The organism is Streptomyces sp. YIM S03343 (assembly GCF_054729195.1).
The window spans coordinates 3850152-3875022 of the sequence record NZ_JBPUKX010000001.1 but is presented as its reverse complement, the minus strand read 5'-3'; the positions used below and the strand labels follow the sequence as shown (position 1 = coordinate 3875022).

At 68.4% G+C, this 24871-nt stretch carries 20 protein-coding genes and 3 tRNA genes; 20 read left to right on the top strand and 3 right to left on the bottom strand.

Annotation, left to right across the window (positions count from 1 at the left end; all coding sequences use genetic code 11):
* Positions 1–74: 74 nt before the first annotated feature.
* Positions 75–1226 (bottom strand): amidohydrolase family protein, encoded by a 1152-nt coding sequence (locus tag ACSYGN_RS16540; protein ID WP_460396301.1) that lies wholly within the window; start codon positions 1224–1226, stop codon positions 75–77.
* A 391-nt stretch (positions 1227–1617) separates the two neighbouring features.
* Between ACSYGN_RS16540 and ACSYGN_RS16535 the strand changes: the two genes are divergently transcribed.
* The 8 genes from ACSYGN_RS16535 (at position 1618) to ACSYGN_RS16500 (ending at position 6618) form a co-directional block, all read left to right on the top strand.
* A tRNA-Thr gene (locus tag ACSYGN_RS16535) sits at positions 1618–1690 on the top strand.
* A 46-nt stretch (positions 1691–1736) separates the two neighbouring features.
* A tRNA-Met gene (locus tag ACSYGN_RS16530) sits at positions 1737–1809 on the top strand.
* 89 nt (positions 1810–1898) lie between these two features.
* A complete protein-coding gene (rpmG, locus tag ACSYGN_RS16525; RefSeq protein WP_003948671.1) occupies positions 1899–2063 on the top strand; it encodes a 50S ribosomal protein L33 in 165 nt (54 codons plus the stop codon).
* A gap of 179 nt (positions 2064–2242) precedes the next feature.
* The gene (locus tag ACSYGN_RS16520; protein ID WP_460396299.1) at positions 2243–2698 is read left to right on the top strand and encodes an FAS1-like dehydratase domain-containing protein; all 456 of its coding nucleotides are present in this window, start codon (positions 2243–2245) and stop codon (positions 2696–2698) included.
* A 7-nt stretch (positions 2699–2705) separates the two neighbouring features.
* Entirely contained in the window at positions 2706–3134 is a 429-nt protein-coding gene (locus ACSYGN_RS16515) for a MaoC family dehydratase (RefSeq protein ID WP_460396297.1), read from the top strand.
* Between the two features lie 168 nt (positions 3135–3302).
* Entirely contained in the window at positions 3303–3872 is a 570-nt protein-coding gene (locus tag ACSYGN_RS16510; protein WP_460396295.1) for a TetR/AcrR family transcriptional regulator, read from the top strand.
* Between the two features lie 96 nt (positions 3873–3968).
* Positions 3969–5414 carry a DHA2 family efflux MFS transporter permease subunit gene (locus tag ACSYGN_RS16505; protein ID WP_460396293.1) on the top strand — a complete coding sequence of 482 codons (1446 nt, stop codon included), beginning with the start codon at positions 3969–3971 and terminating at the stop codon, positions 5412–5414.
* Between the two features lie 148 nt (positions 5415–5562).
* On the top strand, positions 5563–6618 hold the full coding sequence (locus ACSYGN_RS16500; protein ID WP_460396291.1) for a UDP-N-acetylmuramate dehydrogenase: 1056 nt from the start codon (positions 5563–5565) through the stop codon (positions 6616–6618).
* A 74-nt stretch (positions 6619–6692) separates the two neighbouring features.
* Here the strand turns inward: ACSYGN_RS16500 and ACSYGN_RS16495 are convergent, their stop codons facing one another.
* Together ACSYGN_RS16495 and ACSYGN_RS16490 are read right to left on the bottom strand one after the other, a co-directional pair.
* Complete coding sequence (locus ACSYGN_RS16495) at positions 6693–7733, bottom strand: adenosine deaminase (protein WP_460396289.1); 1041 nt, start codon at positions 7731–7733, stop codon at positions 6693–6695.
* A 144-nt stretch (positions 7734–7877) separates the two neighbouring features.
* Positions 7878–9104: a pyridoxal phosphate-dependent aminotransferase gene (locus ACSYGN_RS16490; RefSeq protein WP_460396287.1), complete on the bottom strand. Its 1227-nt coding sequence runs from the start codon at positions 9102–9104 to the stop codon at positions 7878–7880.
* 263 nt (positions 9105–9367) lie between these two features.
* Between ACSYGN_RS16490 and ACSYGN_RS16485 the strand changes: the two genes are divergently transcribed.
* The 12 genes from ACSYGN_RS16485 (at position 9368) to ACSYGN_RS16430 (ending at position 24853) form a co-directional block, all read left to right on the top strand.
* Positions 9368–9440: transfer RNA gene (locus ACSYGN_RS16485), tRNA-Trp, on the top strand.
* A gap of 107 nt (positions 9441–9547) precedes the next feature.
* Complete coding sequence (gene secE / locus ACSYGN_RS16480) at positions 9548–9838, top strand: preprotein translocase subunit SecE (RefSeq protein WP_460396285.1); 291 nt, start codon at positions 9548–9550, stop codon at positions 9836–9838.
* An 80-nt stretch (positions 9839–9918) separates the two neighbouring features.
* On the top strand, positions 9919–10800 hold the full coding sequence (nusG, locus tag ACSYGN_RS16475) for a transcription termination/antitermination protein NusG (RefSeq protein WP_460396283.1): 882 nt from the start codon (positions 9919–9921) through the stop codon (positions 10798–10800).
* Between the two features lie 202 nt (positions 10801–11002).
* Positions 11003–11437: a 50S ribosomal protein L11 gene (rplK, locus tag ACSYGN_RS16470; RefSeq protein ID WP_460396281.1), complete on the top strand. Its 435-nt coding sequence runs from the start codon at positions 11003–11005 to the stop codon at positions 11435–11437.
* Positions 11438–11548: 111 nt separating this feature from the next.
* Positions 11549–12274, top strand: a complete 726-nt coding sequence (rplA, locus tag ACSYGN_RS16465; RefSeq protein WP_460396279.1) for a 50S ribosomal protein L1 — start codon at positions 11549–11551, stop codon at positions 12272–12274.
* Positions 12275–12516: 242 nt separating this feature from the next.
* Complete coding sequence (locus ACSYGN_RS16460; protein WP_460396277.1) at positions 12517–13452, top strand: hypothetical protein; 936 nt, start codon at positions 12517–12519, stop codon at positions 13450–13452.
* 211 nt (positions 13453–13663) lie between these two features.
* Positions 13664–14503 (top strand): LolA-like protein, encoded by an 840-nt coding sequence (locus ACSYGN_RS16455; protein WP_460396275.1) that lies wholly within the window; start codon positions 13664–13666, stop codon positions 14501–14503.
* A 415-nt stretch (positions 14504–14918) separates the two neighbouring features.
* Positions 14919–15449 carry a 50S ribosomal protein L10 gene (gene rplJ, locus ACSYGN_RS16450; RefSeq protein WP_460396273.1) on the top strand — a complete coding sequence of 177 codons (531 nt, stop codon included), beginning with the start codon at positions 14919–14921 and terminating at the stop codon, positions 15447–15449.
* A gap of 114 nt (positions 15450–15563) precedes the next feature.
* On the top strand, positions 15564–15944 hold the full coding sequence (rplL, locus tag ACSYGN_RS16445; RefSeq protein WP_460396271.1) for a 50S ribosomal protein L7/L12: 381 nt from the start codon (positions 15564–15566) through the stop codon (positions 15942–15944).
* A gap of 628 nt (positions 15945–16572) precedes the next feature.
* Positions 16573–20058: a DNA-directed RNA polymerase subunit beta gene (gene rpoB / locus ACSYGN_RS16440; RefSeq protein ID WP_460396269.1), complete on the top strand. Its 3486-nt coding sequence runs from the start codon at positions 16573–16575 to the stop codon at positions 20056–20058.
* Positions 20059–20152: 94 nt separating this feature from the next.
* Entirely contained in the window at positions 20153–24052 is a 3900-nt protein-coding gene (locus tag ACSYGN_RS16435; RefSeq protein WP_460396267.1) for a DNA-directed RNA polymerase subunit beta', read from the top strand.
* Positions 24053–24274: 222 nt separating this feature from the next.
* Positions 24275–24853 carry a DUF1707 and DUF4190 domain-containing protein gene (locus ACSYGN_RS16430; protein WP_460396265.1) on the top strand — a complete coding sequence of 193 codons (579 nt, stop codon included), beginning with the start codon at positions 24275–24277 and terminating at the stop codon, positions 24851–24853.
* Positions 24854–24871 lie beyond the last annotated feature (18 nt).

Here is a 24871-nt window from a genome sequence, read left to right as displayed (position 1 = left end):
GGGCGCACCCGCCGCCGCGCCCTGTCGCCCGGCTGCAGGGTGCCGGGCTGTCGCGGCGCCGACGGGGCCACCGGCTACGACAGCTCCCCCCGTCCCTGCCGGGGCAGCCCGAGTTCCACCGCCGCCGCGGAGTCGCAGTACTCCCGTACCGCGCTCGTCCGCGCCACCACCCGCCCCTGGTGCACCACGATCCGGCTGTACGCCAGCGACAGAGCCGCGTCCAGCCGGTCCCCGCGCACCGCCAGCAGCTCGGCCGGGAAGCCCGCCTCCACCCGCACCTCGGGCAGTCCGAGCACCGCGCGGGCCGACGCGCCGACCGCGTCGTAGGCGTCCTCCGGGCGCAGACCGTGCCGGGAGGCGAGCAGATAGGCCGCCTCCAGCGGATCGCCCCGGCCCACCGGGTTGGAGACGTCCCGCAGAGCGCCGCTGCCCGCCGCCACCCGCACCCCGGCCGCCCGCAGCAGCCGAACGGGAGCCATGCCCCGCCCGTCGACGGCGCCGCAGCCCCCTTGCGGCAGGCACACCACCGCCACACCGGCCGCCGCGAGCTGGTCCGCCGTGCGGGCCGCGACCTCGGCCGGGAGGCGGCCGAGGCCACCGCACGGGCTCAGCGTCACCCCCGGACGCAGACCGCCCGCCATCGCCGCGAGCCGGGCGAGCCGCGCCGGATCGGTGGCGTCCGTGTGCAGGTCGACCGGGCGGTCGTACTCCGAGGCCACCGCCAGGACCGCCTCGGTGTAGCCCGTCGGATCCGGGTCGGCGTCCGGGCAGCCGCCGACCACGGAAGCGCCCATCTCCATCGCGTCCCGCAGCACGGCGAGGCCGTCGGCCCCGGCCCGGCCCGTCAGCAGCCGTGGCATCGCCACCGCGGTCAGCTCGGTCAGCCCGCGCAGCGCCCGCCGTGCCCGTAGCACGGAGCTCAGCGCGCCGAGCCCTTGGACGTCGCCCACGCGTACATGCGCCCGCAACGCCGTGGCACCGTGGCCCAGTTGCAGCAGAGCGGCCTCGGTGGCCCGGCGCTGGACGTCGTCGGGGTCGTAGGAGACGGGGCCGTCGTTCTCGGCCGTCAGGGCCGTGTCGCCGTGGGCGTGCGGTTCGGCGGGGGCCGGCAGCAGCAGATAGCCGGTCAGGTCGACCCGTGTGCCCCGGGTTCCGGCGTCGCCCGCGGTGAGACTGCCCGCCGTGCCGACCGCCTCGATGCGCCCGCCGCCCAGCCGTACGTCCACGGTCCGGCCGTCCGTGAGCCGCGCCCCGCACAGCAGCAGCTCCTGCGGGTCCGCGGACGCCACCGTCGGCGACGAAGCGGACGACGAGGCGTGGGACGACGAATGGGACGACGAATGGGACGACGAATGAGGCGGCTGGGGCTGCGGCTGGCTGTCGGGCATCGCACTCCAAGGGATCACCGCGCAAGATCACGCAGAGTGAGTCGAGCCTAGGGTGGCGATCCGGCCCCGGCACGGAGGAGCGCAATAGTCGTACCGGTGTGGTCCCGTGTGGGAGACGGGTTCCGAGGGCGGTCCGAGGCGTCCGGGGCAGCTGCCGAACGACCCCAGGCAGACGGCGCGAAACGGATTTGGGCGAACGGCTGCCGAGCGTGTAATGTCTTCATCGCTCGCCCCAATAGCTCAGTCGGCAGAGCGTCTCCATGGTAAGGAGAAGGTCTACGGTTCGATTCCGTATTGGGGCTCTGGTGTGTGAGGTTCCCGTCGCGAGGCGGGGTCCGATCGCATCGCAGCGGTGTAGCTCAGTCGGTAGAGCAAGCGGCTCATAATCGCTGTGTCACCGGTTCAAGTCCGGTCACCGCTACACACGGTAGCCGATTGCGGGGTCGGTCCTTCGATCGGCTACTCTTTCTTGCGTTGAAATAATCTATCCGTTCGTCAAGGAGCACTCACGTGGCTGCCACCGACGTCCGCCCGAAGATCACGCTGGCCTGCGTGGAGTGCAAGGAGCGGAACTACATCACCAAGAAGAACCGGCGTAACAACCCGGACCGTCTTGAGATGAAGAAGCACTGCCCGCGTTGCAATGCGCACACCGCGCATCGCGAAACGCGATAATTCAGGCTCGTACACGAGGCCGTCCCCACACCGGGGGCGGCCTCGCGTCGTTTCGGCCCTGGTCACCGACCGGTCCGGTCGGTTCCGGTCGGTCGGCCACGGTGGCAGACACGCAGCACACACAGACACGCAGCACACACAGAAAACGCAGACTCGCAGACACCAGGAGGTACCGGGCCATGGCGCTCGACCAGTCCTTCGTGGGGCGGACCTACCCGCCCACCGACCCCTATGAAGTGGGCCGGGAGAAGATCCGTGAGTTCGCGGAGGCCGTGGGGGACGGCAACCCGGCGTACACGGACCAAGAGGCCGCCAAGGCGCTCGGACACCCCGATGTGATCGCCCCGCCGACCTTCGTGTTCTCGATCACCTTCAAGGCCGCCCGCGATGTCGTCGCCGACCCGCAGCTCGGCCTCGACTACAGCCGCGTGGTGCACGGCGACCAGAAGTTCGCCTACTCCAGGCCGGTGCGCGCCGGGGACCGGCTCCGGGTCACCTCGACCATCGAGTCGGTCAAGTCCATGGCGGGCAACGACATCCTGGACGTCCGCGGCGAGGTGCACGACGAGGCGGGCGAGCACGTCGTGACCGCCTGGACCAAGCTCGTGGCCCGCGCGGCCGACGAGGAGGCGTGAGGAAGCGATGACCGCGAAGATCTCGTACGACGACGTCGAGGCCGGCACCGAGCTGCCCGCCCGGACCTTCCCCGTCACCCGCGCCACGCTCGTCCAGTACGCGGGCGCCTCCGGCGACTTCAACCCCATCCACTGGAACGAGAAGTTCGCCAAGGAGGTCGGACTGCCGGACGTCATCGCGCACGGCATGTTCACCATGGCCGAGGCGATCCGCGTCGTCACCGACTGGGTGGGCGACCCGGGCGCGGTCGTCGAGTACGGCGTCCGCTTCACCAAGCCCGTCGTCGTCCCCAACGACGACCAGGGCGCCGTGATCGAGGTCAGCGGCAAGGTCGCGGCCAAGCTCGACGACAACACGGTGCGCGTCGACCTCATCGCGACCAGCGCCGGGCAGAAGGTGCTGGGCATGTCACGGGCGGTCGTACGGCTGGCCTGACGGTGACTGTGCGTCGACGACGATGCGTCGACGACGATGAGTGATGAGTAAGGGGCGCTCGCCATTGCGAGCGCCCCTTACTGCTGTTCGGCACCTGCCGACGGCCCGCCCCAAGGTTCTTCATATCCCCCCTTGACGTAGTTAGTGATTGAGTACTAACTTACTCGTATGGTCAGGATGAGCGCAGAAGAGAGACGCGAGAGCGTCATCCGCGCGGCGACGACGGAGTTCGCGCGCGGCGGTTACTACGGGACGTCCACCGAGGCGATCGCCAAACGTGTCGGTGTCTCGCAGCCGTATCTCTTCCGGCTCTTCCCGGGCAAGAAGGCGATCTTCCTCGCGGCGTCGCAGCGGTGCGTGGAGGACACCATCCGGTCGTTCGAGGAGGCGTCCGAGGGCCTGGAGGGCGAAGAGGCCGAGCAGGCCATGGCCAACGCGTACGCCAAGGTCATCGTCGAGCGGCCCGAGCGGCTGATGATGCAGATGCAGATGTATCTCGCGGTCGCCGCCGCCGAGCAGGAGGGTGACCGCGAATTCGGAGAGGCCGTGCGGGCCGGCTGGGAGCGGCTGTGGGACATCCTGCATCTGCGGCTCGGCGCCGATGTCGAGCAGACGACGGTGTTCATGGCCTACGGCATGCTCATCAACTGCCTGGTGGCCATGGGTTTCCCGCCGGAGCACCGGGTCTGGCAGGGGATCTACCCTGTCGCCCGGGCCGGCGGACGGCTGGAGAAGTAGTACACGACAGGAACAGGGCAGGCCCTCACCCGCCCTTTTTTCTTGATCGTGAAAGTTAGTCATCAATTACTAACCGAAGATCTCCTTGGGGGAGAGATGTCACAGCAGACCACCCGCCGCGGGGGCGCCGCCTGGGCCCTCGTCATCACCAGCGTCGCCGGATTCATGGCGGCCCTCGACAACCTCGTCGTCACCACCGCCCTGCCGTCCATCCGCAAGGACCTCGGCGGTGCCCTGGACGACCTCGAATGGACCGTGAGCGCCTACACGCTCACCTTCGCCGTCCTGCTGATGTTCGGCGCCGCCCTCGGCGACCGCTTCGGCCGCCGTCGGCTCTTCCTCGTCGGACTCACCGTCTTCACCGGCGCCTCCGCCGCCGCGGCCATGGCATCCGGCATCGACGCGCTCATCGCCGCCCGGGCGATCCAGGGCGTCGGCGCCGCGATCATGATGCCGCTGACGCTGACCCTGCTCACCGCAGCCGTGCCCGCCGCCAAACGCGGCATGGCCTACGGCATCTGGGGTGCCGTCAACGGTCTCGCCGTCGCCTCCGGACCCCTCATCGGCGGCAGCCTCACCGAGCACGTCTCCTGGCACTGGATCTTCTGGCTGAACGTCCCGCTGGGCCTCGCCCTGCTGCCGCTCGCCCGGCTGCGTCTCGCCGAGTCCCACGGCACCGGCGCCCCGCTCGACATCCCCGGCACCCTGCTGGCCAGCGGCGGACTCTTCGGCATCGTCTACGGCCTGGTCCGCGGGCCCGCCGACGGCTGGACCAGCTCCCTCGTCCTGACCGGCCTGTTCGCCGGTACCGCGCTGCTGACCGGGTTCGTCATTTACGGCACCCGCGCCAAGAACCCGATGCTCCCCATGCGGCTGTTCCGCTCCCGCGCCTTCTCCGGCATCAACGCGGCCAGCCTGCTGATGTTCCTCGGGATGTTCGGATCGATCTTCCTGCTCAGCCAGTACATGCAGGGAGTCCTCGGCTACTCGCCCACCGAGGCCGGCCTCAGGATGCTGCCGTGGACCGGTATGCCGATGCTCGTCGCGCCGATCGCCGGGATCCTTTCCGACCGCGTCGGCGGCCGCCCGGTCGTCGCCGCCGGACTCTTCCTCCAGGCCGCAGGGCTCGGCTACATGGCCGCCGTCGCCACCGCCGACGCCTCCTACGCCATCCAGCTGCCCGGTCTGATCATCAGCGGGATCGGTATGGCCCTGTACTTCGCTCCCGCCGCCAACCTGGTCATGTCCAGCGTCCGCCCGGAGGAACAGGGCATAGCTTCCGGCGCCAACAACGCCCTGCGTGAGGTCGGCGGCGCCCTCGGCATCGCCGTCATGTCCTCGATCTTCGCGGCCCAGGGCGGCTACGAGTCCGGCCAGGCCTTCGTCGACGGACTGCGGCCCGCCCTGGTCACCGGCGCCGCCGTGGTCGCCGTCGCCGGCATCGCCGCCCTGCTGATCCCCACCCGCCGCCGCGCCGCACAGCTGCTCGCCAGCAGCGAGCAGGAGCCTGCGGCCGCGGCCCTGGACAGCGTCGGTCACTGACCGGACAGCATCAGAAGAGCCGCAACGCGCACGCACGCGTGGGACCCCGCCACCGCAGGCGGGGTCCCACGCGCGCGTGCCCGCCGTGCCGCCCGTCGCCGCTGCCGAGGCGGGCGGCGGTGTCAGTGCCATCTCGTAGTCTTGGCGCGTGCAGGAACTCCACGACGCCCCCCTCGCCCCCCTGACCACCTTCCGGCTGGGCGGCCCCGCCACCCGGCTCGTCACCGCCACCAGCGACGCCGAGGTCATCGACGCCGTCCGCGAGGCCGACGACAGCGGGACCCCGCTGCTGATCATCGGCGGCGGCTCCAACCTGGTCATCGCGGACAAGGGCTTCGCCGGCACCGCCCTCGTCGTCGCCACCAAGGGCTTCGCCCTGGACGGTACCCGCCTCGAACTCGCCGCGGGCGAGGTGTGGACCGACGCCGTCACCCGAACCGTGGAGGCCGGACTCGCGGGCATCGAATGCCTGGCCGGCATCCCCGGCTCGGCGGGCGCGACCCCCGTCCAGAACGTCGGGGCGTACGGCCAGGAGGTCTCCGCCACCATCACCGAGGTGGTCGCCTACGACCGCAGGGCCCGCGAGACGGTCGTCCTCACCAACGAGGAATGCGCCTTCTCCTACCGCCACAGCCGCTTCAAGGCCGACCCCGACCGGCATGTCGTGCTCCGCGTCCGTTTCGAACTGGAGGACGCGGACGGGCTGTCGGCGCCGATCAAGTACGCCGAGACGGCCCGCGCCCTCGGAGTGTCGCCCGGCGACCGGGTGCCGCTCGCCGACGCGCGCGAGATCGTGCTCGAGCTGCGCGCCGGGAAGGGCATGGTCCTTGACCCCGAGGACCACGACACCTGGTCGGCCGGATCGTTCTTCACCAACCCGATCCTCAGCGACGACCAGTTCGCCGCCTTCCACGCGCGCGTGCGGCAGCGGCTCGGCGACGGCATCCAGCCGCCCGCCTACCCGGTGGGGGACGGCCACACCAAGACCTCCGCCGCCTGGCTGATCGACAAGGCGGGCTTCACCAAGGGATACGGCGCAGGGCCCGCCCGCATCTCCACCAAGCACACCCTCGCCCTCACCAACCGCGGCGACGCCACCACCGAGGACCTGCTCGCCCTCGCCCGCGAGGTCGTCACGGGCGTCCACCAGGCCTTCGGAGTCACCCTCGTCAACGAGCCGGTGACGGTCGGCGTCAGCCTGTAGATCTCCGCGGACCGGAGCATCGGCGACCACAGTTCTCTGACCGCTTGCAGCACGCCGGCCGATGCCACGTGAGCTCACACCCCCGGTGCGCCCAGCCAGTCGTCCACCCCGGACAGCATCCGCGCCTTCGTCCCCTCCGGGGCCGCCGAGGCGCGGATCGACTGCCGGGCCAGCTCCGCCAGTTCCTCGTCCGTGAAGCCGTGGTGGCGCCGTGCGATCTCGTACTGCGCCGCCAGCCGCGACCCGAACAGCAGCGGGTCGTCCGCGCCCAGCGCCACCGGGACCCCGGCGTCGAAGAACGTGCGCAGCGGCACATGCTCGGGCTTGTCGTACACCCCGAGCGCCACGTTGGACGCCGGGCACACCTCACAGGTCACCCCGCGCTCCGCGAGGCGCCTCAGCAGCCGTGGGTCCTCCGCCGCGCGCACCCCGTGCCCGATGCGGTTCGCGTCCAGGTCGTCCAGGCAGTCGCGCACCGAGGACGGGCCGGTCAGCTCGCCGCCGTGCGGTGCCGACAGCAGACCGCCCTCCCGGGCGATATGGAACGCGCGGTCGAAGTCCCGTGCCATGCCCCGGCGTTCGTCGTTCGACAGACCGAAGCCGATCACCCCGCGGTCCGCGTAGCGCACCGCCAGCCGGGCCAGCGTGCGCGCGTCCAGCGGATGCTTCATACGGTTGGCCGCCACCACCACCCGCATCCCGAGGCCGGTCTCCCGCGACGCGCTGTCGACGGCGTCCAGGATGATCTCCAGCGCCGGGATCAGACCGCCGAGCCGCGGCGCGTACGACGTCGGGTCCACCTGGATCTCCAGCCACCCCGAGCCGTCCCGCAGATCCTCCTGCGCCGCCTCCAGGACCAGCCGCTGTATGTCCTCCGGCTCCCTGAGGCACGAGCGTGCCGCGTCGTACAGCCGCTGGAAGCGGAACCAGCCCCGTTCGTCCGTCGCCCGCAGTCTCGGCGGCTCCCCGCTGGTCAGCGCGTCGGTCAGCGCGTCCGGCAGTCGTACGCCGTACTTGTCGGCGAGCTCCAGGACGGTGCCCGGCCGCATCGAGCCGGTGAAGTGCAGATGCAGATGGGCTTTCGGCAGTTCAGAGACATCACGTACATGCTCCATCCGGTGATCCTGCCGTACGTTCCCGCCATCCGGGTAGTCGTTTCACCGTCCGTGGGATTGCTCGCACACACGCGCGGGCCGCCTCCCCAGGGGGAAGCCCGGGGAAAACGGCCCGATACGCGCGCGTGGACGACAGCTTCCGCGTCAGTCCCGCGCCTCCGCCAGCAGCTTCTGGATCCGGCTCACGCCCTCGACGAGATCCTCGTCACCGAGCGCGTACGACAGCCGCAGATAGCCCGGCGTGCCGAACGCCTCGCCCGGGACCACCGCGACCTCGACCTCCTCCAGGATCAGTGCGGCCAGCTCGACCGTGTCCTGCGGGCGCTTGCCGCGGATCTCCTTGCCGAGCAGGGCCTTCACCGACGGGTACGCGTAGAAGGCGCCCTCGGGCTCCGGGCAGAACACGCCGTCGATCTCGTTGAGCATCCGCACGATCGTCCGGCGGCGGCGGTCGAACGCCTCGCGCATCGTCGCGACGGCCTCCAGATCGCCGGAGACGGCCGTCAGCGCGGCGACCTGTGCGACGTTCGACACGTTCGACGTGGCGTGCGACTGGAGGTTCGTGGCGGCCTTGACGACGTCCTTGGGGCCGATCATCCAGCCCACCCGCCAGCCGGTCATCGCGTACGTCTTCGCCACGCCGTTGACCACGATGCACTTGTCGCGCAGCTCGGGCAGCAGCGCGGGCAGCGAGGTGAACTTGGCGTCGCCGTAGACGAGGTGCTCGTAGATCTCGTCCGTCAGCACCCACAGTCCGTGCTCGACCGCCCAGCGGCCGATCGCCTCGGCCTCCTCGGCGCCGTAGACCGCGCCGGTCGGGTTGGAGGGCGACACGAAGAGAAGGACCTTGGTCTTCTCGGTGCGTGCGGCCTCCAACTGCTCGACGGAGACCCGGTAGCCGGTCGTCTCGTCGGCGACCACCTCGACCGGCACACCGCCGGCCAGCCGGATCGACTCGGGGTACGTGGTCCAGTACGGCGCCGGGACGATGACCTCGTCACCCGGGTCGAGGATCGCGGCGAACGCCTCGTAGATGGCCTGCTTGCCGCCGTTGGTGACCACGATCTGCGAGGCGTCGACCTCGTAGCCGGAGTCACGCAGCGTCTTCGCGGCGATCGCGGCCTTCAGCTCGGGCAGGCCGCCGGCCGGTGTGTAGCGGTGGTACTTCGGGTTCTTGCACGCCTCTACGGCGGCCTCGACGATGTAGTCCGGGGTCGGGAAGTCGGGCTCACCGGCACCGAAGCCGATCACCGGACGCCCGGCGGCCTTGAGGGCCTTGGCCTTGGCGTCCACGGCGAGGGTGGCGGACTCGGAGATCGCGCCGATGCGCGCGGAGACCCGGCGCTCGGTCGGAGGGTTTGCAGCGCTCATGGCCTCCATCGTTCCAGACATGAAACGTGACTGGAACGCGGGTTTCACGGACCGAACAGTTCGGGCAAAAGTTTGAAGATCTGTCCGGATCCGCGGCCCGGCCAGGGTGATCTTCGGCTGTCCAGGGCCGGACCGGCACTATCTGTTCGACGCCCGGCGTCGGAGCACGTACACTCTCACCTCGTTGGCCTCCGACGGCCCGCGATCGATCGCAAGGTGCACACCGAGCACCCGGTCGGATGCGGTACGTTGGGGGAACACATAGGGTCGTAGCTCAATTGGTAGAGCACCGGTCTCCAAAACCGGCGGTTGGGGGTTCAAGTCCCTCCGGCCCTGCTACACACACCGCCAGGATGTGTGCACAGTGTACGTACCAGCGATGCACCGCCGTGCGGTCCGACCGGGCGCGGCACGGCCACGACCCGGAATCAGGTGAGGACGTTATGACGGACGCCGTGGGCTCCCTCGACACGCCTGATGCCCAGGACGAGCTTTCCGAATCGACGAAGAAGAAGGCCCGCAAGGGTGGCAAGCGTGGCAAGAAGGGCCCGCTCAAGCGCCTCGGGACCTTCTACCGTCAGATCGTCGCGGAGCTCCGTAAGGTCGTCTGGCCGACGCGCAACCAGCTGACGTCGTACACCACTGTGGTGATCTTCTTCGTCGCCATCATGATCGCCCTGGTGACCGTGATTGACTATGGACTCAACCACGCGGCCAAGTACGTCTTCGGCTGAGTCCAGAGCGAAGGGCGCCGTGGTACCGGCGCCCGTTTTCGCATGTTCCACCACTCTGTATCCAGGAAGAAGCAGCCATCGTGTCTGACCCGAACCTGAACGACGCCATCGAGCCGGACGAGTCGGTCGATGACGAGCTCGACATCGTCGAGGGCTCGGACGACCAGGACGAGTTCGAGGCTGCTGACGCCGAGGCGGGCAAGCCGGCCGAGGAGGACGCCCTGCACGTCGAGGGCGACGCCGAGGACGAGGACGAGGCGGAGGAAGAGGCCGCGGTCGACACCGAGGCCGACGAAGAGGCGCAGGCCGACGAAGAGGCGCAGGCCGAGGAACCGGCCGAGCCCGTCGACCCGGTCGAGGCGCTGCGCGACGAACTGCGTGCCCTGCCCGGCGAGTGGTACGTCATCCACACGTACGCCGGCTACGAGAACCGCGTGAAGACCAACCTGGAGCAGCGCGCCGTCTCGCTGAACGTCGAGGACTACATCTTCCAGGCCGAGGTGCCGCAGGAAGAGGTCGTCCAGATCAAGAACGGCGACCGCAAGACCATCCGCCAGAACAAGCTCCCCGGCTATGTCCTGGTGCGCATGGACCTCACCAACGAGTCCTGGGGTGTCGTCCGCAACACCCCCGGCGTCACCGGCTTCGTGGGCAACGCCTACGACCCCTACCCGCTGACCCTGGACGAGATCGTCAAGATGCTCGCCCCGGAGGCCGAGGAGAAGGCAGCCCGCGAGGCCGCCGAGGCCGAGGGCAAGCCGGTGCCGCAGCGCAAGGTCGAGGTCCAGGTGCTGGACTTCGAGGTGGGCGACTCGGTCACCGTCACCGACGGCCCCTTCGCCACCCTGCAGGCCACGATCAACGAGATCAACGCCGACTCCAAGAAGGTCAAGGGCCTGGTGGAGATCTTCGGCCGCGAGACCCCGGTCGAGCTGAGCTTCGACCAGATCCAGAAGAACTAGCGCGCGAAGGCCCGTCGCCGGGCCTGGCGCAGCCGTCCTTCTGGACCCCATGCTTCCGCGCAGGTCAGGTGTCGCTCACGCGTTCGCCTGACCTGCGCGGTTTTTGGCCGCGCATCCATACCCGTTATCGTTGTGCGGTATGCCTGCATCCGGGTGGTCCCCGGAAGCCGGCAGGACCCGAACGGAAAGGACCCGGAGAGCTATGCCTCCCAAGAAGAAGAAGGTCACGGGGCTCATCAAGCTCCAGATCAACGCCGGTGCGGCGAACCCGGCTCCGCCGGTCGGCCCCGCGCTGGGTCAGCACGGCGTCAACATCATGGAGTTCTGCAAGGCCTACAACGCCGCGACCGAGTCGCAGCGCGGTTGGGTCATCCCGGTGGAGATCACGGTCTACGAGGACCGTTCCTTCACCTTCGTCACCAAGACGCCGCCGGCCGCCAAGATGATCCTCAAGGCCGCGGGTGTCGAGAAGGGCTCCGGCGAGCCGCACAAGACCAAGGTCGCCAAGATCACCCAGGCGCAGGTCCGTGAGATCGCCCAGACCAAGATGCCCGACCTCAACGCCAACGACCTGGACGCCGCGTCGAAGATCATCGCCGGCACCGCCCGTTCCATGGGCATCACGGTCGAGGGCTGACCTCAACCCCCGTAGCAATGACGCGGTGGTGACCCAAGTGCACCGCCGCACGTGGCAGGGCCTGCTCGGCCCGTACACCACGACTCCTTACAGAACACACAGGAGCAAGTTGTGAGCAAGCGCAGCAAGGCTCTCCGCGCTGCGGACGCCAAGGTCGACCGGGAGAAGCTCTACGCCCCGCTCGAGGCCGTCCGTCTCGCCAAGGAGACCTCCACGACCAAGTTCGCCGGCACCGTCGAGGTCGCCTTCCGCCTGGGTGTCGACCCGCGCAAGGCCGACCAGATGGTCCGTGGCACCGTGAACCTCCCGCACGGCACCGGTAAGACCGCCCGGGTCCTGGTCTTCGCGACCGGTGACCGTGCCGAGGCCGCGCGTGCCGCTGGCGCCGACATCGTCGGCGCCGACGAGCTGATCGACGAGGTGTCGAAGGGCCGTCTGGACTTCGACGCCGTCGTCGCCACCCCGGACCTCATGGGCAAGGTCGGCCGCCTCGGCCGCATCCTCGGCCCGCGTGGTCTGATGCCGAACCCGAAGACCGGCACCGTCACCCCCGACGTGGCCAAGGCCGTCACCGACATCAAGGGCGGCAAGATCGAGTTCCGCGTCGACAAGCACTCGAACCTGCACTTCATCATCGGCAAGACGTCCTTCGAGGACGCCCAGCTGGTGGAGAACTACGCGGCGGCGCTGGAGGAGATCACTCGTCTGAAGCCGTCCGCCGCCAAGGGCCGCTACATCAAGAAGGCCGCTGTCAGCACCACCATGGGCCCCGGCATCCCGGTCGACCCGAACCGCACCCGCAACCTCCTCGTCGAGGAGGACCCGGCCGCCGTCTGAGCCCCGCGCTCCGTCCGGCAGCCGCGTCAGGGACGCGACAAAAAAGGCGGGCCCCGCAACCTTTCGAGGTGCGGGGCCGTCTTTATTGCGTACGGCTGTCAGTGCCCTGTACTAGCCTGCAAGGCACAGTGATCGCACAGGAACAGACGCGGTGTCAGGCATCGGAAGGCACACCGGATCACAGCGGATCACGCACAAAGGCCCCTTGCGCAGGGGCCGTTCACACGGGGGTGGGTCGAAGCATGAACAGCACGGCAGTACGGCGTGTGGGTCTTTCGCTGGCGGTGGTGACCGCCCTGACAGGCGTGGCCGCCTGCTCCTCCTCCGGCTCCGGCAAGGACTCCGCATCGGACGGCAGGTCCGCGCACAAGGGGACCACGCATGTCAGCCCGATATCCGCCCTGCGCTCGGCCGAGCGGTCCACGGACAAGGCCGACTCCGCCCGGGTCGAGTCGTCCGCCGTCGTGGGCTCGCTGATGTCGATGAAGGGCCACGGCTCCCTCGCCTGGAAGGACGGCATCACCGGCTCGCTGACCATCAGCTACACCGGCGGCACCACCGCCAAGGCCATGCGCAGCCTCGGCAGCACCACGATGGAGGCCCGGTATCTGCCGGACGCGTACTACGCGCACATGGGTGACGCCTTCGCCCGGCAGGCCGGCGGCAAGCACTGGATCCGCTACGGGTACGACGACCTCGCGGACCTGGCGGGAGGCTCCGGTGCGTACCTCAAGGACCAGATGCAGAACACCACGCCGAACCAGTCGGTGAAGCTGCTGCTGGCATCCGGGGACGTCAGGATGGTCGGCGAGGAGAGGGTGCGCGGCGTCGACGCCACGCACTACTCGGGCACGGTCAACGTCGCGGACCTCGCGGGCAAGAGCTCCAACCTCACCGCCGAGCAGATGGACAGCCTCAAGAAGCAGCTCACCCAGGCCGGGGTGGACACCGAGCAGGTCGACATCTGGGTCGACGGCGACGACCTGCTCGTCAAGAAGGTCGAGCAGGCGGACATGGCGAACGGCCGGATGACCCAGACCGCGTACTACAGCGACTACGGCGTCAAGGTCGATGTCCAGAAGCCCCCGGCGGGCGACACCGAGGACTTCAAGGCTCTGGTCCGCAAGCAGGGCGGCACGGACACCGGGACCGGCACCGGCACCGGCACCGGGCTGTGACGCGCTGAGCGGGCCTCGGCCCCAGGGCCAGGAGCTCCCGTCGCCTCGGTCCCATGAGTAACGGGAGTCCCAAAACAACACCAAGAAAACGGAAGACCTCATGGCTACCAGCGGGTTACTGTAGCCACAATCGCAAATCTGTGTACCGGGCATGTGTTCCATGTGAGAGTGCCGTGCTCCGTGCACCCACTCGTTTCCTTGGGGGGAATCGATGAGGTCTTCCGCAGGCGCCGCCGGGCTCGCCGTACTGCTCCTTGCCGGAGGTGCCGTCGGCTGCGGCGGCAAGGACAAGGCGGCCTCGCCCGAGATGAAGCCCGCGGCCGCCGTCGCCGCGGCCGCCAAGAACGCCGAGAAGATCACCTCGCTGAGCTACCGCATGAGCGGCAAGGTCCCCGGCGAGGGGCAGATCGAGGGCGAGGCGGCGATGAATGTCGACCCGCCGGCCATGAGCATGAAGATGAGCACCAAGGTCAGCGGGGCTTCCCAGAAAGTGGAGATCCGGCTGGTCGACAAGGCCATGTACATCGGCGGCGGTGCCGAGATGGCCAAGGAGATGGACGGCAAGCTGTGGATGAAGTTCGACATGTCCATGCTTGACTCCGCAGGGAAGGCGCACACGAACCAGTTCGGTGCGGGCCAGGCCCAGCAGAACCCGGCGACCGAGTCCGGCTTCCTCACCGAGTCCGACGACGTCAAGAAGGTCGGCACCGAGACCGTCGACGGCGTGAAGACCACGCACTACGAGGGCACGGTGCCGCTCGCCGACATCCGCGCCTCGCTCAAGGGCGAGGACAAGGCGACCCGGGAGAAGCGAGACAAGAGCCTGAAGCAGTTCGAGAAGATGGGCGTCGACAAGCTCACCATGGACATGTGGATCGACGGAGAGCAGCACACCAAGCAGTTCCGGATGCGTGCCGACGCCGACAAGGGTCCCCTCGATCTGAAGATCCTCTTCCTCGACTACAACAAGCCCGTCACCGTGACAGCCCCTCCGGCCAAGGACGTCATGGACCTCGCCGAGATGATGAAGGAGGCCGGCACCGACAGCTGAGCCGCCGGTCCAGCCCCCTCGCCGGACCCCACCGGGCCCACCGGCCCCACCAGCCCCGTAGCCACCCGCCGTCACCGGACGCTGCGACGCGGCGGACGCAGGACGGCGGACGCAGAACGGGAGGAGCGCGGGAACGGATTTGCTTGACGGCGATCCGTTCCCGTACTCTCCTGGAGAAGCCAAAGACCGCTGGTCGTTGCCGTGTGCTCCTCCGAGGACGCGGTGGCCGAAGGATCCGCAGAACTGCGGACGACCCGCGCAGGTGACAGTGGATGTGCTCCCGGAGACCGGCGCCGTAGAGGTTGCCGAGCCCGGTCGAGCTACGCCCCGTGCGCCTGCGCCGGGGCGTTTCGTTTTTCCCAGACCTCCTTCGGGTCCGCGCGGTCAGAATCACCCGGAAGGAGGCCGAGGCTCTATGGCGAGGCCCGACAAGGCTGCCGCGGTGGCCGAGTTGACGGACCAGTTCCGCAACTCCAACGCCGCTGTGCTGACCGAGTACCGCGGTCTCACCGTGGCGCAGCTCAAGACGCTGCGCCGGTCGCTCGGTGAGAACGCCCAGTACGCCGTGGTGAAGAACACGCTGACCAAGATTGCGGCCAACGAGGCCGGGATCACCACGCTGGACGACCTGTTCAACGGTCCGACGGCTGTCGCCTTCGTCACCGGTGACCCGGTGGAGTCGGCGAAGGGTCTCCGTGACTTCGCCAAGGACAACCCGAATCTCGTCATCAAGGGCGGTGTCCTTGACGGCAAGGCGCTGTCCGCCGACGAGATCAAGAAGCTTGCGGACCTCGAGTCCCGTGAGGTTCTGCTCGCCAAGCTGGCGGGTGCGTTCAAGGGCAAGCAGACCCAGACTGCTCAGCTCTTCAAGGCGCTCCCCTCGAAGCTCGTCCGCACCGTGGACGCGCTCCGTGCCAAGCAGGACGAGCAGGGCGGTGCCGAGTAACTCGGCTCGCTTTCCGATCCTCGCCGCGTAAGGCGGGGGTCGATGCGGGCCCGACGTACGCCCGCCACACCCCGTACATCCGGCACCTGCCGAATTAGTGGAAGGACCGCCATCATGGCGAAGCTCACCCAGGAAGACCTGCTCGCGCAGTTCGAGGAGATGACCCTCATCGAGCTCTCCGAGTTCGTGAAGGCGTTCGAGGAGAAGTTCGACGTCACCGCCGCCGCTGCGGTCGCCGCTGCCCCCGTCGGCCCGGCCGTCGCGGTCGAGGCCGAGGAGGAGAAGGACGAGTTCGACGTCGTCCTCACCGGCGCCGGCGAGAAGAAGATCCAGGTCATCAAGGTCGTGCGCGAGCTGACCTCCCTCGGCCTGAAGGAGGCCAAGGACCTGGTGGACGGCGCCCCGAAGCCCGTTCTCGAGAAGGTCAACAAGGAGCAGGCCGAGAAGGCCGCCGAGTCCCTCAAGGGCGCCGGCGCCTCCGTCGAGGTCAAGTAACACCTTCCGGGGTCTCCCGGAGACTCCCGGGGTCCTGCGGACCCCACCGCGCGCCGAAACGGGCCCAAGGGGCCTGTAACGCGAACGCACCGAGGAGCGATCATCCATCCGGGTGGTCGCTCTTCGGCGTGTCCGGGGCCTGGTGGCGGCGGCCTTGAACGGGCGGCAGTGAGGGGTATGGTGATCTTCGCCCAGCCTCGAGCGCCGCTGGTGGCAGCAGGGCACGTGACGAGCGCGGCACCCGGTTCGGGCAAGGAGGGCCTTGACGAACCGCACGCAGCGCGCAATTCTCAGGACGCGTCGTCACAAGGATCCGAATCCGAGGCATGGATCGGCGACGAAGAGGGCAGTATCAACGTGCAATGAGGGCAGCATGCCGAGGGCGTTGAGAACAACGAGGGTCTCACGAAACCCGCACTGGACATCAGTGTGCCAAGTGGCTACACTGACCCTTTGCGCTGCCTGTTAGCTGTCCCCTGCCCGTCACCAGGGGCATGCCCTCGCCCGAGCATCGATACCGGACCGTCTCTGAGCTGGCCTTTCGGCTGATTTGGATAGGGTCTGTGTCGCGCACGGGAGAGGGGCCGGTACGCGCGTAGTGAGTCCGAGCCCTCGGAAGGACCCCCTCTTGGCCGCCTCGCGCAATGCCTCGACCGCGAATACGAACAACGGCGCCAGCACCGCCCCGCTGCGCATCTCCTTTGCAAAGATCAAGGAGCCCCTCGAGGTTCCGAACCTTCTCGCGCTGCAAACCGAGAGCTTCGACTGGCTGCTCGGCAACAACGCGTGGAAGGCTCGCGTCGAGGATGCTCTGGACAACGGTCAGGACGTCCCCACCAAGTCCGGCCTCGAGGAGATCTTCGAGGAGATCTCCCCGATCGAGGACTTCTCCGGGTCGATGTCGCTGACGTTCCGCGACCACCGTTTCGAGCCGCCGAAGAACAGCATCGACGAGTGCAAGGAGCGCGACTTCACCTACGCCGCGCCCCTGTTCGTGACGGCCGAGTTCACCAACAACGAGACCGGCGAGATCAAGTCCCAGACCGTCTTCATGGGCGACTTCCCGCTCATGACGAACAAGGGCACCTTCGTCATCAACGGCACCGAGCGTGTCGTGGTGTCGCAACTGGTCCGTTCCCCCGGTGTCTACTTCGACTCCACGATCGACAAGACGTCCGACAAGGACATCTTCTCCACCAAGATCATCCCTTCCCGGGGTGCCTGGCTGGAGATGGAGATCGACAAGCGCGACATGGTCGGTGTCCGCATCGACCGCAAGCGCAAGCAGTCCGTCACCGTCCTCCTGAAGGCGCTCGGCTGGACGACCGAGCAGATCCTCGAGGAGTTCGGCGACTACGAGTCGATGCGCGCCACCCTGGAGAAGGACCACACCCAGGGCCAGGACGACGCGCTGCTCGACATCTACCGCAAGCTGCGCCCGGGCGAGCCCCCCACGCGTGAGGCCGCGCAGACGCTGCTCGAGAACCTGTACTTCAACCCCAAGCGCTACGACCTGGCCAAGGTCGGCCGCTACAAGGTCAACAAGAAGCTGGGCACGGTCACCGGGCTCGACGCGGGCGTGCTCACCGTCGAGGACATCATCGCCTCGATCAAGTACCTGGTGAAGCTGCACGCGGGCGAGACCGAGACGTCCGGCGACAACGGCGAGACGGTCGTCGTCGAGACCGACGACATCGACCACTTCGGCAACCGCCGTCTGCGCAGCGTCGGCGAGCTCATCCAGAACCAGGTCCGTACGGGTCTGGCGCGTATGGAGCGCGTCGTGCGCGAGCGCATGACCACGCAGGACGTCGAGGCGATCACGCCGCAGACCCTGATCAACATCCGGCCGGTCGTCGCCTCCATCAAGGAGTTCTTCGGCACCAGCCAGCTGTCGCAGTTCATGGACCAGAACAACCCGCTGTCGGGTCTGACGCACAAGCGGCGTCTGTCCGCGCTCGGCCCGGGTGGTCTGTCCCGTGAGCGGGCCGGCTTCGAGGTCCGTGACGTGCACCCGTCCCACTACGGACGCATGTGCCCGATCGAGACCCCTGAAGGCCCGAACATCGGTCTGATCGGCTCGCTCGCCTCCTACGGCCGGGTCAACGCCTTCGGCTTCGTCGAGACGCCGTACCGCAAGGTCGTCGACGGCCAGGTCACCGACGAGGTCGACTACCTGACCGCCGACGAGGAGGACCGCTTCGTCATCGCCCAGGCCAACGCCGGGCTCACCGACGAGCTGCGGTTCGCCGAGCCGCGCGTCCTGGTCCGCCGCCGTGGCGGTGAGGTCGACTACGTCAGCCCCGAGGACGTCGACTACATGGACGTCTCGCCGCGCCAGATGGTGTCGGTCGCGACCGCCATGATCCCGTTCCTGGAGCACGACGACGCCAACCGTGCCCTCATGGGCGCGAACATGATGCGCCAGGCCGTTCCGCTGATCCGCTCGGAGTCCCCGCTCGTCGGCACCGGCATGGAGTACCGCTCCGCCGTCGACGCCGGCGACGTCGTCAAGGCCGAGAAGGCCGGTGTGGTCCAGGAGGTCTCCGCGGACTACATCACCACCGCCAACGACGACGGCACGTACATCACCTACCGTCTGGCCAAGTTCGCCCGCTCCAACCAGGGCACCTCGGTCAACCAGAAGGTGATCGTCAACGAGGGCGACCGGATCATCGAGGGCCAGGTCCTCGCCGACGGCCCGGCCACCCAGCACGGCGAGATGGCGCTCGGCAAGAACCTGCTCGTGGCGTTCATGCCGTGGGAGGGCCACAACTACGAGGACGCGATCATCCTGTCGCAGCGCCTCGTGCAGGACGACGTCCTCTCCTCGATCCACATCGAGGAGCACGAGGTCGACGCCCGTGACACCAAGCTGGGCCCCGAGGAAATCACCCGGGACATCCCGAACGTCTCCGAGGAGGTCCTCGCCGACCTCGACGAGCGCGGCATCATCCGCATCGGTGCCGAGGTCGTCGCCGGTGACATCCTGGTCGGCAAGGTCACTCCCAAGGGTGAGACCGAGCTGACGCCCGAGGAGCGCCTGCTGCGCGCGATCTTCGGCGAGAAGGCCCGTGAGGTCCGCGACACCTCGCTGAAGGTGCCGCACGGCGAGATCGGCAAGATCATCGGTGTGCGCGTCTTCGACCGCGAGGAGGGCGACGAGCTTCCCCCCGGTGTGAACCAGCTGGTGCGCGTGTACGTGGCGCAGAAGCGCAAGATCACCGACGGCGACAAGCTCGCCGGCCGGCACGGCAACAAGGGTGTCATCTCCAAGATCCTGCCGATCGAGGACATGCCGTTCCTGGAGGACGGCACCCCGGTCGACATCATCCTCAACCCGCTCGGCGTGCCGTCCCGGATGAACCCGGGACAGGTGCTGGAGATCCACCTCGGCTGGCTCGCCAGCCGCGGCTGGGACGTCTCCGGCCTCGCGGACGACTGGGCGATGCGGCTCCAGGCGATCGGCGCCGACCAGGTCGACCCGGGCACCAACGTCGCGACCCCCGTCTTCGACGGTGCGCGCGAGGACGAGCTCGCGGGTCTGCTGCAGCACACCATCCCGAACCGGGACGGCGAGCGCATGGTGCTCCCGTCCGGCAAGGCGCGGCTGTTCGACGGCCGCAGCGGTGAGCCGTTCCCGGAGCCGATCTCGGTCGGCTACATGTACATCCTGAAGCTGCACCACCTGGTCGACGACAAGCTCCACGCCCGCTCCACCGGCCCCTACTCGATGATCACCCAGCAGCCGCTGGGCGGTAAGGCGCAGTTCGGCGGCCAGCGGTTCGGCGAGATGGAGGTGTGGGCCCTCGAGGCCTACGGCGCCGCGTACGCCCTCCAGGAGCTGCTGACCATCAAGTCCGACGACGTGACCGGCCGCGTGAAGGTCTACGAGGCCATCGTCAAGGGCGAGAACATCCCCGAGCCCGGCATCCCCGAGTCCTTCAAGGTGCTCATCAAGGAGATGCAGTCGCTCTGCCTGAACGTGGAGGTGCTGTCCAGCGACGGTATGTCCATCGAGATGCGTGACACCGACGAGGACGTCTTCCGCGCTGCGGAGGAGCTCGGCATCGACCTGTCCCGGCGTGAGCCGAGCAGCGTCGAAGAGGTCTGACGGGAGTCCGGGAGCCTTCCGCGTGAAGGCTCCCGGCCCCTGGACCCCCGTATCAGACCCCAAGACTCACGACCCTGAGAGGGATTGACGCATAGTGCTCGACGTCAACTTCTTCGACGAGCTCCGGATCGGCCTGGCCACCGCTGACGACATCCGCCAGTGGAGCCACGGCGAGGTGAAGAAGCCCGAGACCATCAACTACCGCACCCTCAAGCCCGAGAAGGACGGACTCTTCTGCGAGAAGATCTTCGGTCCGACCCGGGACTGGGAGTGCTACTGCGGCAAGTACAAGCGTGTCCGCTTCAAGGGCATCATCTGTGAGCGCTGCGGTGTCGAGGTCACCCGTGCCAAGGTGCGCCGTGAGCGGATGGGCCACATCGAACTGGCCGCGCCCGTCACGCACATCTGGTACTTCAAGGGCGTCCCGTCACGCCTGGGCTACCTGCTCGACCTGGCCCCGAAGGACCTGGAGAAGGTCATCTACTTCGCGGCGTACATGATCACGTACGTCGACGAGGAGCGCCGCACCCGCGACCTGCCCTCCCTGGAGGCGCATGTCTCGGTCGAGCGCCAGCAGATCGAGAACCGCCGCGACGCCGACCTGGAAGGCCGCGCCAAGAAGCTCGAGGCCGACCTGGCCGAGCTGGAGGCCGAGGGCGCCAAGGCCGATGTGCGCCGCAAGGTGCGCGAGGGCGCCGAGCGCGAGATGAAGCAGCTGCGCGACCGCGCGCAGCGCGAGATCGACCGCCTCGACGAGGTGTGGACCCGGTTCAAGAACCTCAAGGTCCAGGACCTCGAGGGCGACGAGCTGCTCTACCGCGAGCTGCGCGACCGCTTCGGCACCTACTTCGACGGCTCGATGGGTGCCGCGGCGCTGCAGAAGCGCCTGGAGTCCTTCGACCTCGACGAGGAGGCCGAGAAGCTCCGCGAGATCATCCGCACCGGCAAGGGCCAGAAGAAGACCCGCGCCCTGAAGCGGCTGAAGGTCGTCTCCGCGTTCCTGCAGACGTCCAACAGCCCCAAGGGCATGGTCCTGGACTGCGTGCCGGTCATCCCGCCGGACCTGCGTCCGATGGTGCAGCTGGACGGTGGACGCTTCGCGACCTCCGACCTCAACGACCTGTACCGCCGTGTCATCAACCGCAACAACCGCCTGAAGCGGCTTCTCGACCTCGGCGCGCCCGAGATCATCGTGAACAACGAGAAGCGCATGCTCCAGGAGGCCGTCGACGCGCTCTTCGACAACGGCCGCCGCGGCCGCCCGGTCACGGGCCCCGGCAACCGTCCGCTGAAGTCGCTGTCCGACATGCTCAAGGGCAAGCAGGGCCGCTTCCGCCAGAACCTGCTCGGCAAGCGAGTCGACTACTCGGCGCGTTCCGTCATCGTCGTCGGCCCGCAGCTCAAGCTGCACCAGTGCGGTCTGCCCAAGGCGATGGCGCTGGAGCTCTTCAAGCCGTTCGTGATGAAGCGCCTGGTCGACCTGAACCACGCGCAGAACATCAAGAGCGCCAAGCGCATGGTGGAGCGCGGCCGCACCGTCGTGTACGACGTCCTCGAAGAGGTCATCGCCGAGCACCCGGTGCTGCTCAACCGTGCCCCCACCCTGCACCGCCTCGGCATCCAGGCCTTCGAGCCGCAGCTGGTCGAGGGCAAGGCCATCCAGATCCACCCGCTCGTGTGCACCGCGTTCAACGCGGACTTCGACGGCGACCAGATGGCCGTGCACCTGCCGCTGTCCGCGGAGGCGCAGGCCGAGGCCCGCATCCTGATGCTGTCCTCGAACAACATCCTCAAGCCGGCCGACGGCCGTCCGGTGACGATGCCGACCCAGGACATGGTCCTCGGTCTGTTCTTCCTCACCACCGACGGCGAGCTGCGCAACGTGAAGGGCGAGAACCGCTCGTTCGCGTCCGTCGCCGAGGCGATCATGGCGTTCGACTCCGGCGAGCTCTCGCTCCAGTCGCGCGTGGACATCCGCTTCCCGGTGGGCACCATCCCGCCGCGCGGCTGGCTGCCGCCCGCCCGTGAGGAGGGCGAGCCCGAGTGGCAGCAGGGTGACACCTTCCGGCTGAACACCACCCTGGGCCGCGCGCTCTTCAACGAGCTGCTGCCCGAGGACTACCCGTTCGTCGACTACGAGGTCGGCAAGAAGCAGCTCTCCGAGATCGTCAACGACCTCGCCGAGCGCTACCCGAAGGTCATCGTGGCGGCGACGCTCGACAACCTGAAGGCGTCCGGCTTCTTCTGGGCGACCCGCTCCGGCGTCACCGTGGCCATCTCCGACGTCGTCGTCCCCGAGGCGAAGAAGGAGATCGTCAAGGGCTACGAGGCGCAGGACGAGAGGGTCCAGAAGCAGTACGAGCGCGGTCTGATCACCAAGGAAGAGCGCACCCAGGAGCTCATCGCGATCTGGACCAAGGCGACCAACGAGGTCGCCGAGGCGATGAACGCGAACTTCCCGAAGACCAACCCGGTCTCCATGATGGTCAACTCCGGCGCGCGCGGAAACATGATGCAGATGCGTCAGATCGCCGGTATGCGCGGTCTGGTGTCGAACGCGAAGAACGAGACGATCCCGCGTCCGATCAAGGCGTCGTTCCGTGAGGGCCTGTCGGTGCTGGAGTACTTCATCTCCACGCACGGTGCCCGCAAGGGTCTGGCCGACACCGCCCTGCGTACGGCCGACTCGGGTTACCTCACCCGTCGTCTGGTCGACGTCTCGCAGGACGTCATCATCCGCGAGGAGGACTGCGGCACCGAGCGCGGCCTCAAGCTGCACATCGCGGAGCGCGGCGCGGACGGCGTGCTGCGCAAGGCGGAGAACGTCGAGACGTCCGTGTACGCGCGCTGCCTCGCTGAGGACATCGTGGTCGAGGGCAGGGTGCTGGCCCCGGCCGGCACCGACCTCGGCGACGTGCTCATCGAGGAACTGGTCCGCTACGGCATCGAGGAGGTCAAGACCCGCTCGGTCCTGACCTGCGAGTCCGCCGTCGGCACCTGCGCCATGTGCTACGGCCGTTCGCTCGCCACCGGCAAGCTGGTCGACATCGGCGAGGCGGTCGGCATCATCGCCGCCCAGTCCATCGGTGAGCCCGGCACCCAGCTGACGATGCGTACCTTCCACACCGGTGGTGTGGCCGGTGACGACATCACCCAGGGTCTGCCGCGTGTCGTCGAGCTCTTCGAGGCCCGTACCCCGAAGGGTGTCGCCCCGATCTCCGAGGCCTCCGGCCGCGTGCGGATCGAGGAGACCGAGAAGACCAAGAAGGTCGTCATCACCCCGGACGACGGCACCGACGAGACGGCGTTCCCGATCTCCAAGCGTGCCCGTCTGCTGGTCGGCGAGGGCGAGCACGTCGACGTGGGCCAGAAGCTCACCGTGGGTGCCACCAACCCGCACGACGTGCTGCGCATCCTGGGCCAGCGTGCCGTCCAGGTCCACCTGGTCGGCGAGGTCCAGAAGGTCTACAACTCGCAGGGTGTGTCGATCCACGACAAGCACATCGAGATCATCATCCGGCAGATGCTGCGCCGGGTGACGATCATCGAGTCCGGCGACGCCGAGCTGCTGCCCGGCGAGCTGGTCGAGCGCTCGAAGTTCGAGCAGGAGAACCGTCGTGTGGTCCAGGAGGGCGGTCACCCGGCCTCCGGCCGTCCGCAGCTCATGGGTATCACCAAGGCCTCGCTGGCCACGGAGTCCTGGCTGTCGGCGGCGTCCTTCCAGGAGACGACCAGGGTTCTGACGGACGCGGCGATCAACGCCAAGTCCGACAGCCTGATCGGCCTCAAGGAGAACGTCATCATCGGTAAGCTCATCCCGGCCGGTACGGGTCTGTCCCGCTACCGCAACATCCGGGTCGAGCCGACCGAGGAGGCCAAGGCCGCGATGTACTCGGCCGTCGGCTACGACGACATCGACTACTCGCCGTTCGGCACCGGCTCCGGCCAGGCCGTCCCGCTGGAGGACTACGACTACGGTCCGTACAACCAGTAGGCGAGCAGCCTGAACTGAGGGGCGGTCACCTCGTTTCGTACGAGGTGACCGCCCCTCGGCGTTTCTCCGCCGTTTCCGGTGCGCCCTCTGATGTTCTCTGACCTTCTCTGACGTTCCTTCACAGTCATGTCCTGATGTCGCGTTTCACCGTCTGGGGGACTGTGACGGAATTGCCCACTTGGCGCATCATGGAAGGACTCGGGGGTTGTGGGGAGGTGCTCCGTGACCGATCAGTCGTCACAGCCCTGGCACCAGGGACGGCCGTGGCCGCCGCAGGTGCCGGGCGCTGTACAGCCGTGGGCGGGCCAGAGCATGGCGTCGTCGACGGCGCCGTCGATGCTCGCCTCGCACGCCGACCGCGAGCGGGCCGTGGACGTGCTCAGAGCCGGGTACGGCGAAGGGCGGCTGGACCAGCCGGAGTTCGAGAAGCGGGTCTCGCGGGCCTACACGGCCCGTACGGTCGGTGAACTGGCGCTGCTCGTCGCCGATCTGCCGCACGGCCCGATGCCGCTGACGACGGCCCCGGTGCCCGTGCCGGGCACCTTCCTGCCGGTGCCGCCGCCGCGGACCAACGGCAAGGCGCTGGCGGCCTTCGTGTGCGGGCTGCTGTGCGTGCCGACGATCGGCTTCACCGGCATCCCGGCGCTCATCCTCGGCCACGTGGCCCGCGCCGAGATCAGCCGCTCCGGCGAGCCCGGCGACGGCCTCGCCCTCACCGGGGTGATCCTCGGCTGGCTGTCCACCGGCTTCTGGGGCCTGCTGCTGGCGGTGGCGATGCTGTCGGCGGTGGTGTCGGCGTGAGGGGGTGCTGATCGGCCT

Coding starts and splice junctions, on each gene's coding strand:
- ACSYGN_RS16510 (WP_460396295.1), top strand. CDS start 3,303: ATGGTCAGGATGAGCGCAGAAGAGAGACGCGAGAGCGTCATCCGCGCG.
- ACSYGN_RS16515 (WP_460396297.1), top strand. CDS start 2,706: ATGACCGCGAAGATCTCGTACGACGACGTCGAGGCCGGCACCGAGCTG.
- ACSYGN_RS16455 (WP_460396275.1), top strand. CDS start 13,664: ATGAGGTCTTCCGCAGGCGCCGCCGGGCTCGCCGTACTGCTCCTTGCC.
- rplK (WP_460396281.1), top strand. CDS start 11,003: ATGCCTCCCAAGAAGAAGAAGGTCACGGGGCTCATCAAGCTCCAGATC.
- ACSYGN_RS16495 (WP_460396289.1), bottom strand. CDS start 7,733: ATGGAGCATGTACGTGATGTCTCTGAACTGCCGAAAGCCCATCTGCAT.
- rplL (WP_460396271.1), top strand. CDS start 15,564: ATGGCGAAGCTCACCCAGGAAGACCTGCTCGCGCAGTTCGAGGAGATG.
- ACSYGN_RS16505 (WP_460396293.1), top strand. CDS start 3,969: ATGTCACAGCAGACCACCCGCCGCGGGGGCGCCGCCTGGGCCCTCGTC.
- ACSYGN_RS16460 (WP_460396277.1), top strand. CDS start 12,517: ATGAACAGCACGGCAGTACGGCGTGTGGGTCTTTCGCTGGCGGTGGTG.
- rplJ (WP_460396273.1), top strand. CDS start 14,919: ATGGCGAGGCCCGACAAGGCTGCCGCGGTGGCCGAGTTGACGGACCAG.
- ACSYGN_RS16490 (WP_460396287.1), bottom strand. CDS start 9,104: ATGAGCGCTGCAAACCCTCCGACCGAGCGCCGGGTCTCCGCGCGCATC.
- ACSYGN_RS16520 (WP_460396299.1), top strand. CDS start 2,243: ATGGCGCTCGACCAGTCCTTCGTGGGGCGGACCTACCCGCCCACCGAC.
- secE (WP_460396285.1), top strand. CDS start 9,548: ATGACGGACGCCGTGGGCTCCCTCGACACGCCTGATGCCCAGGACGAG.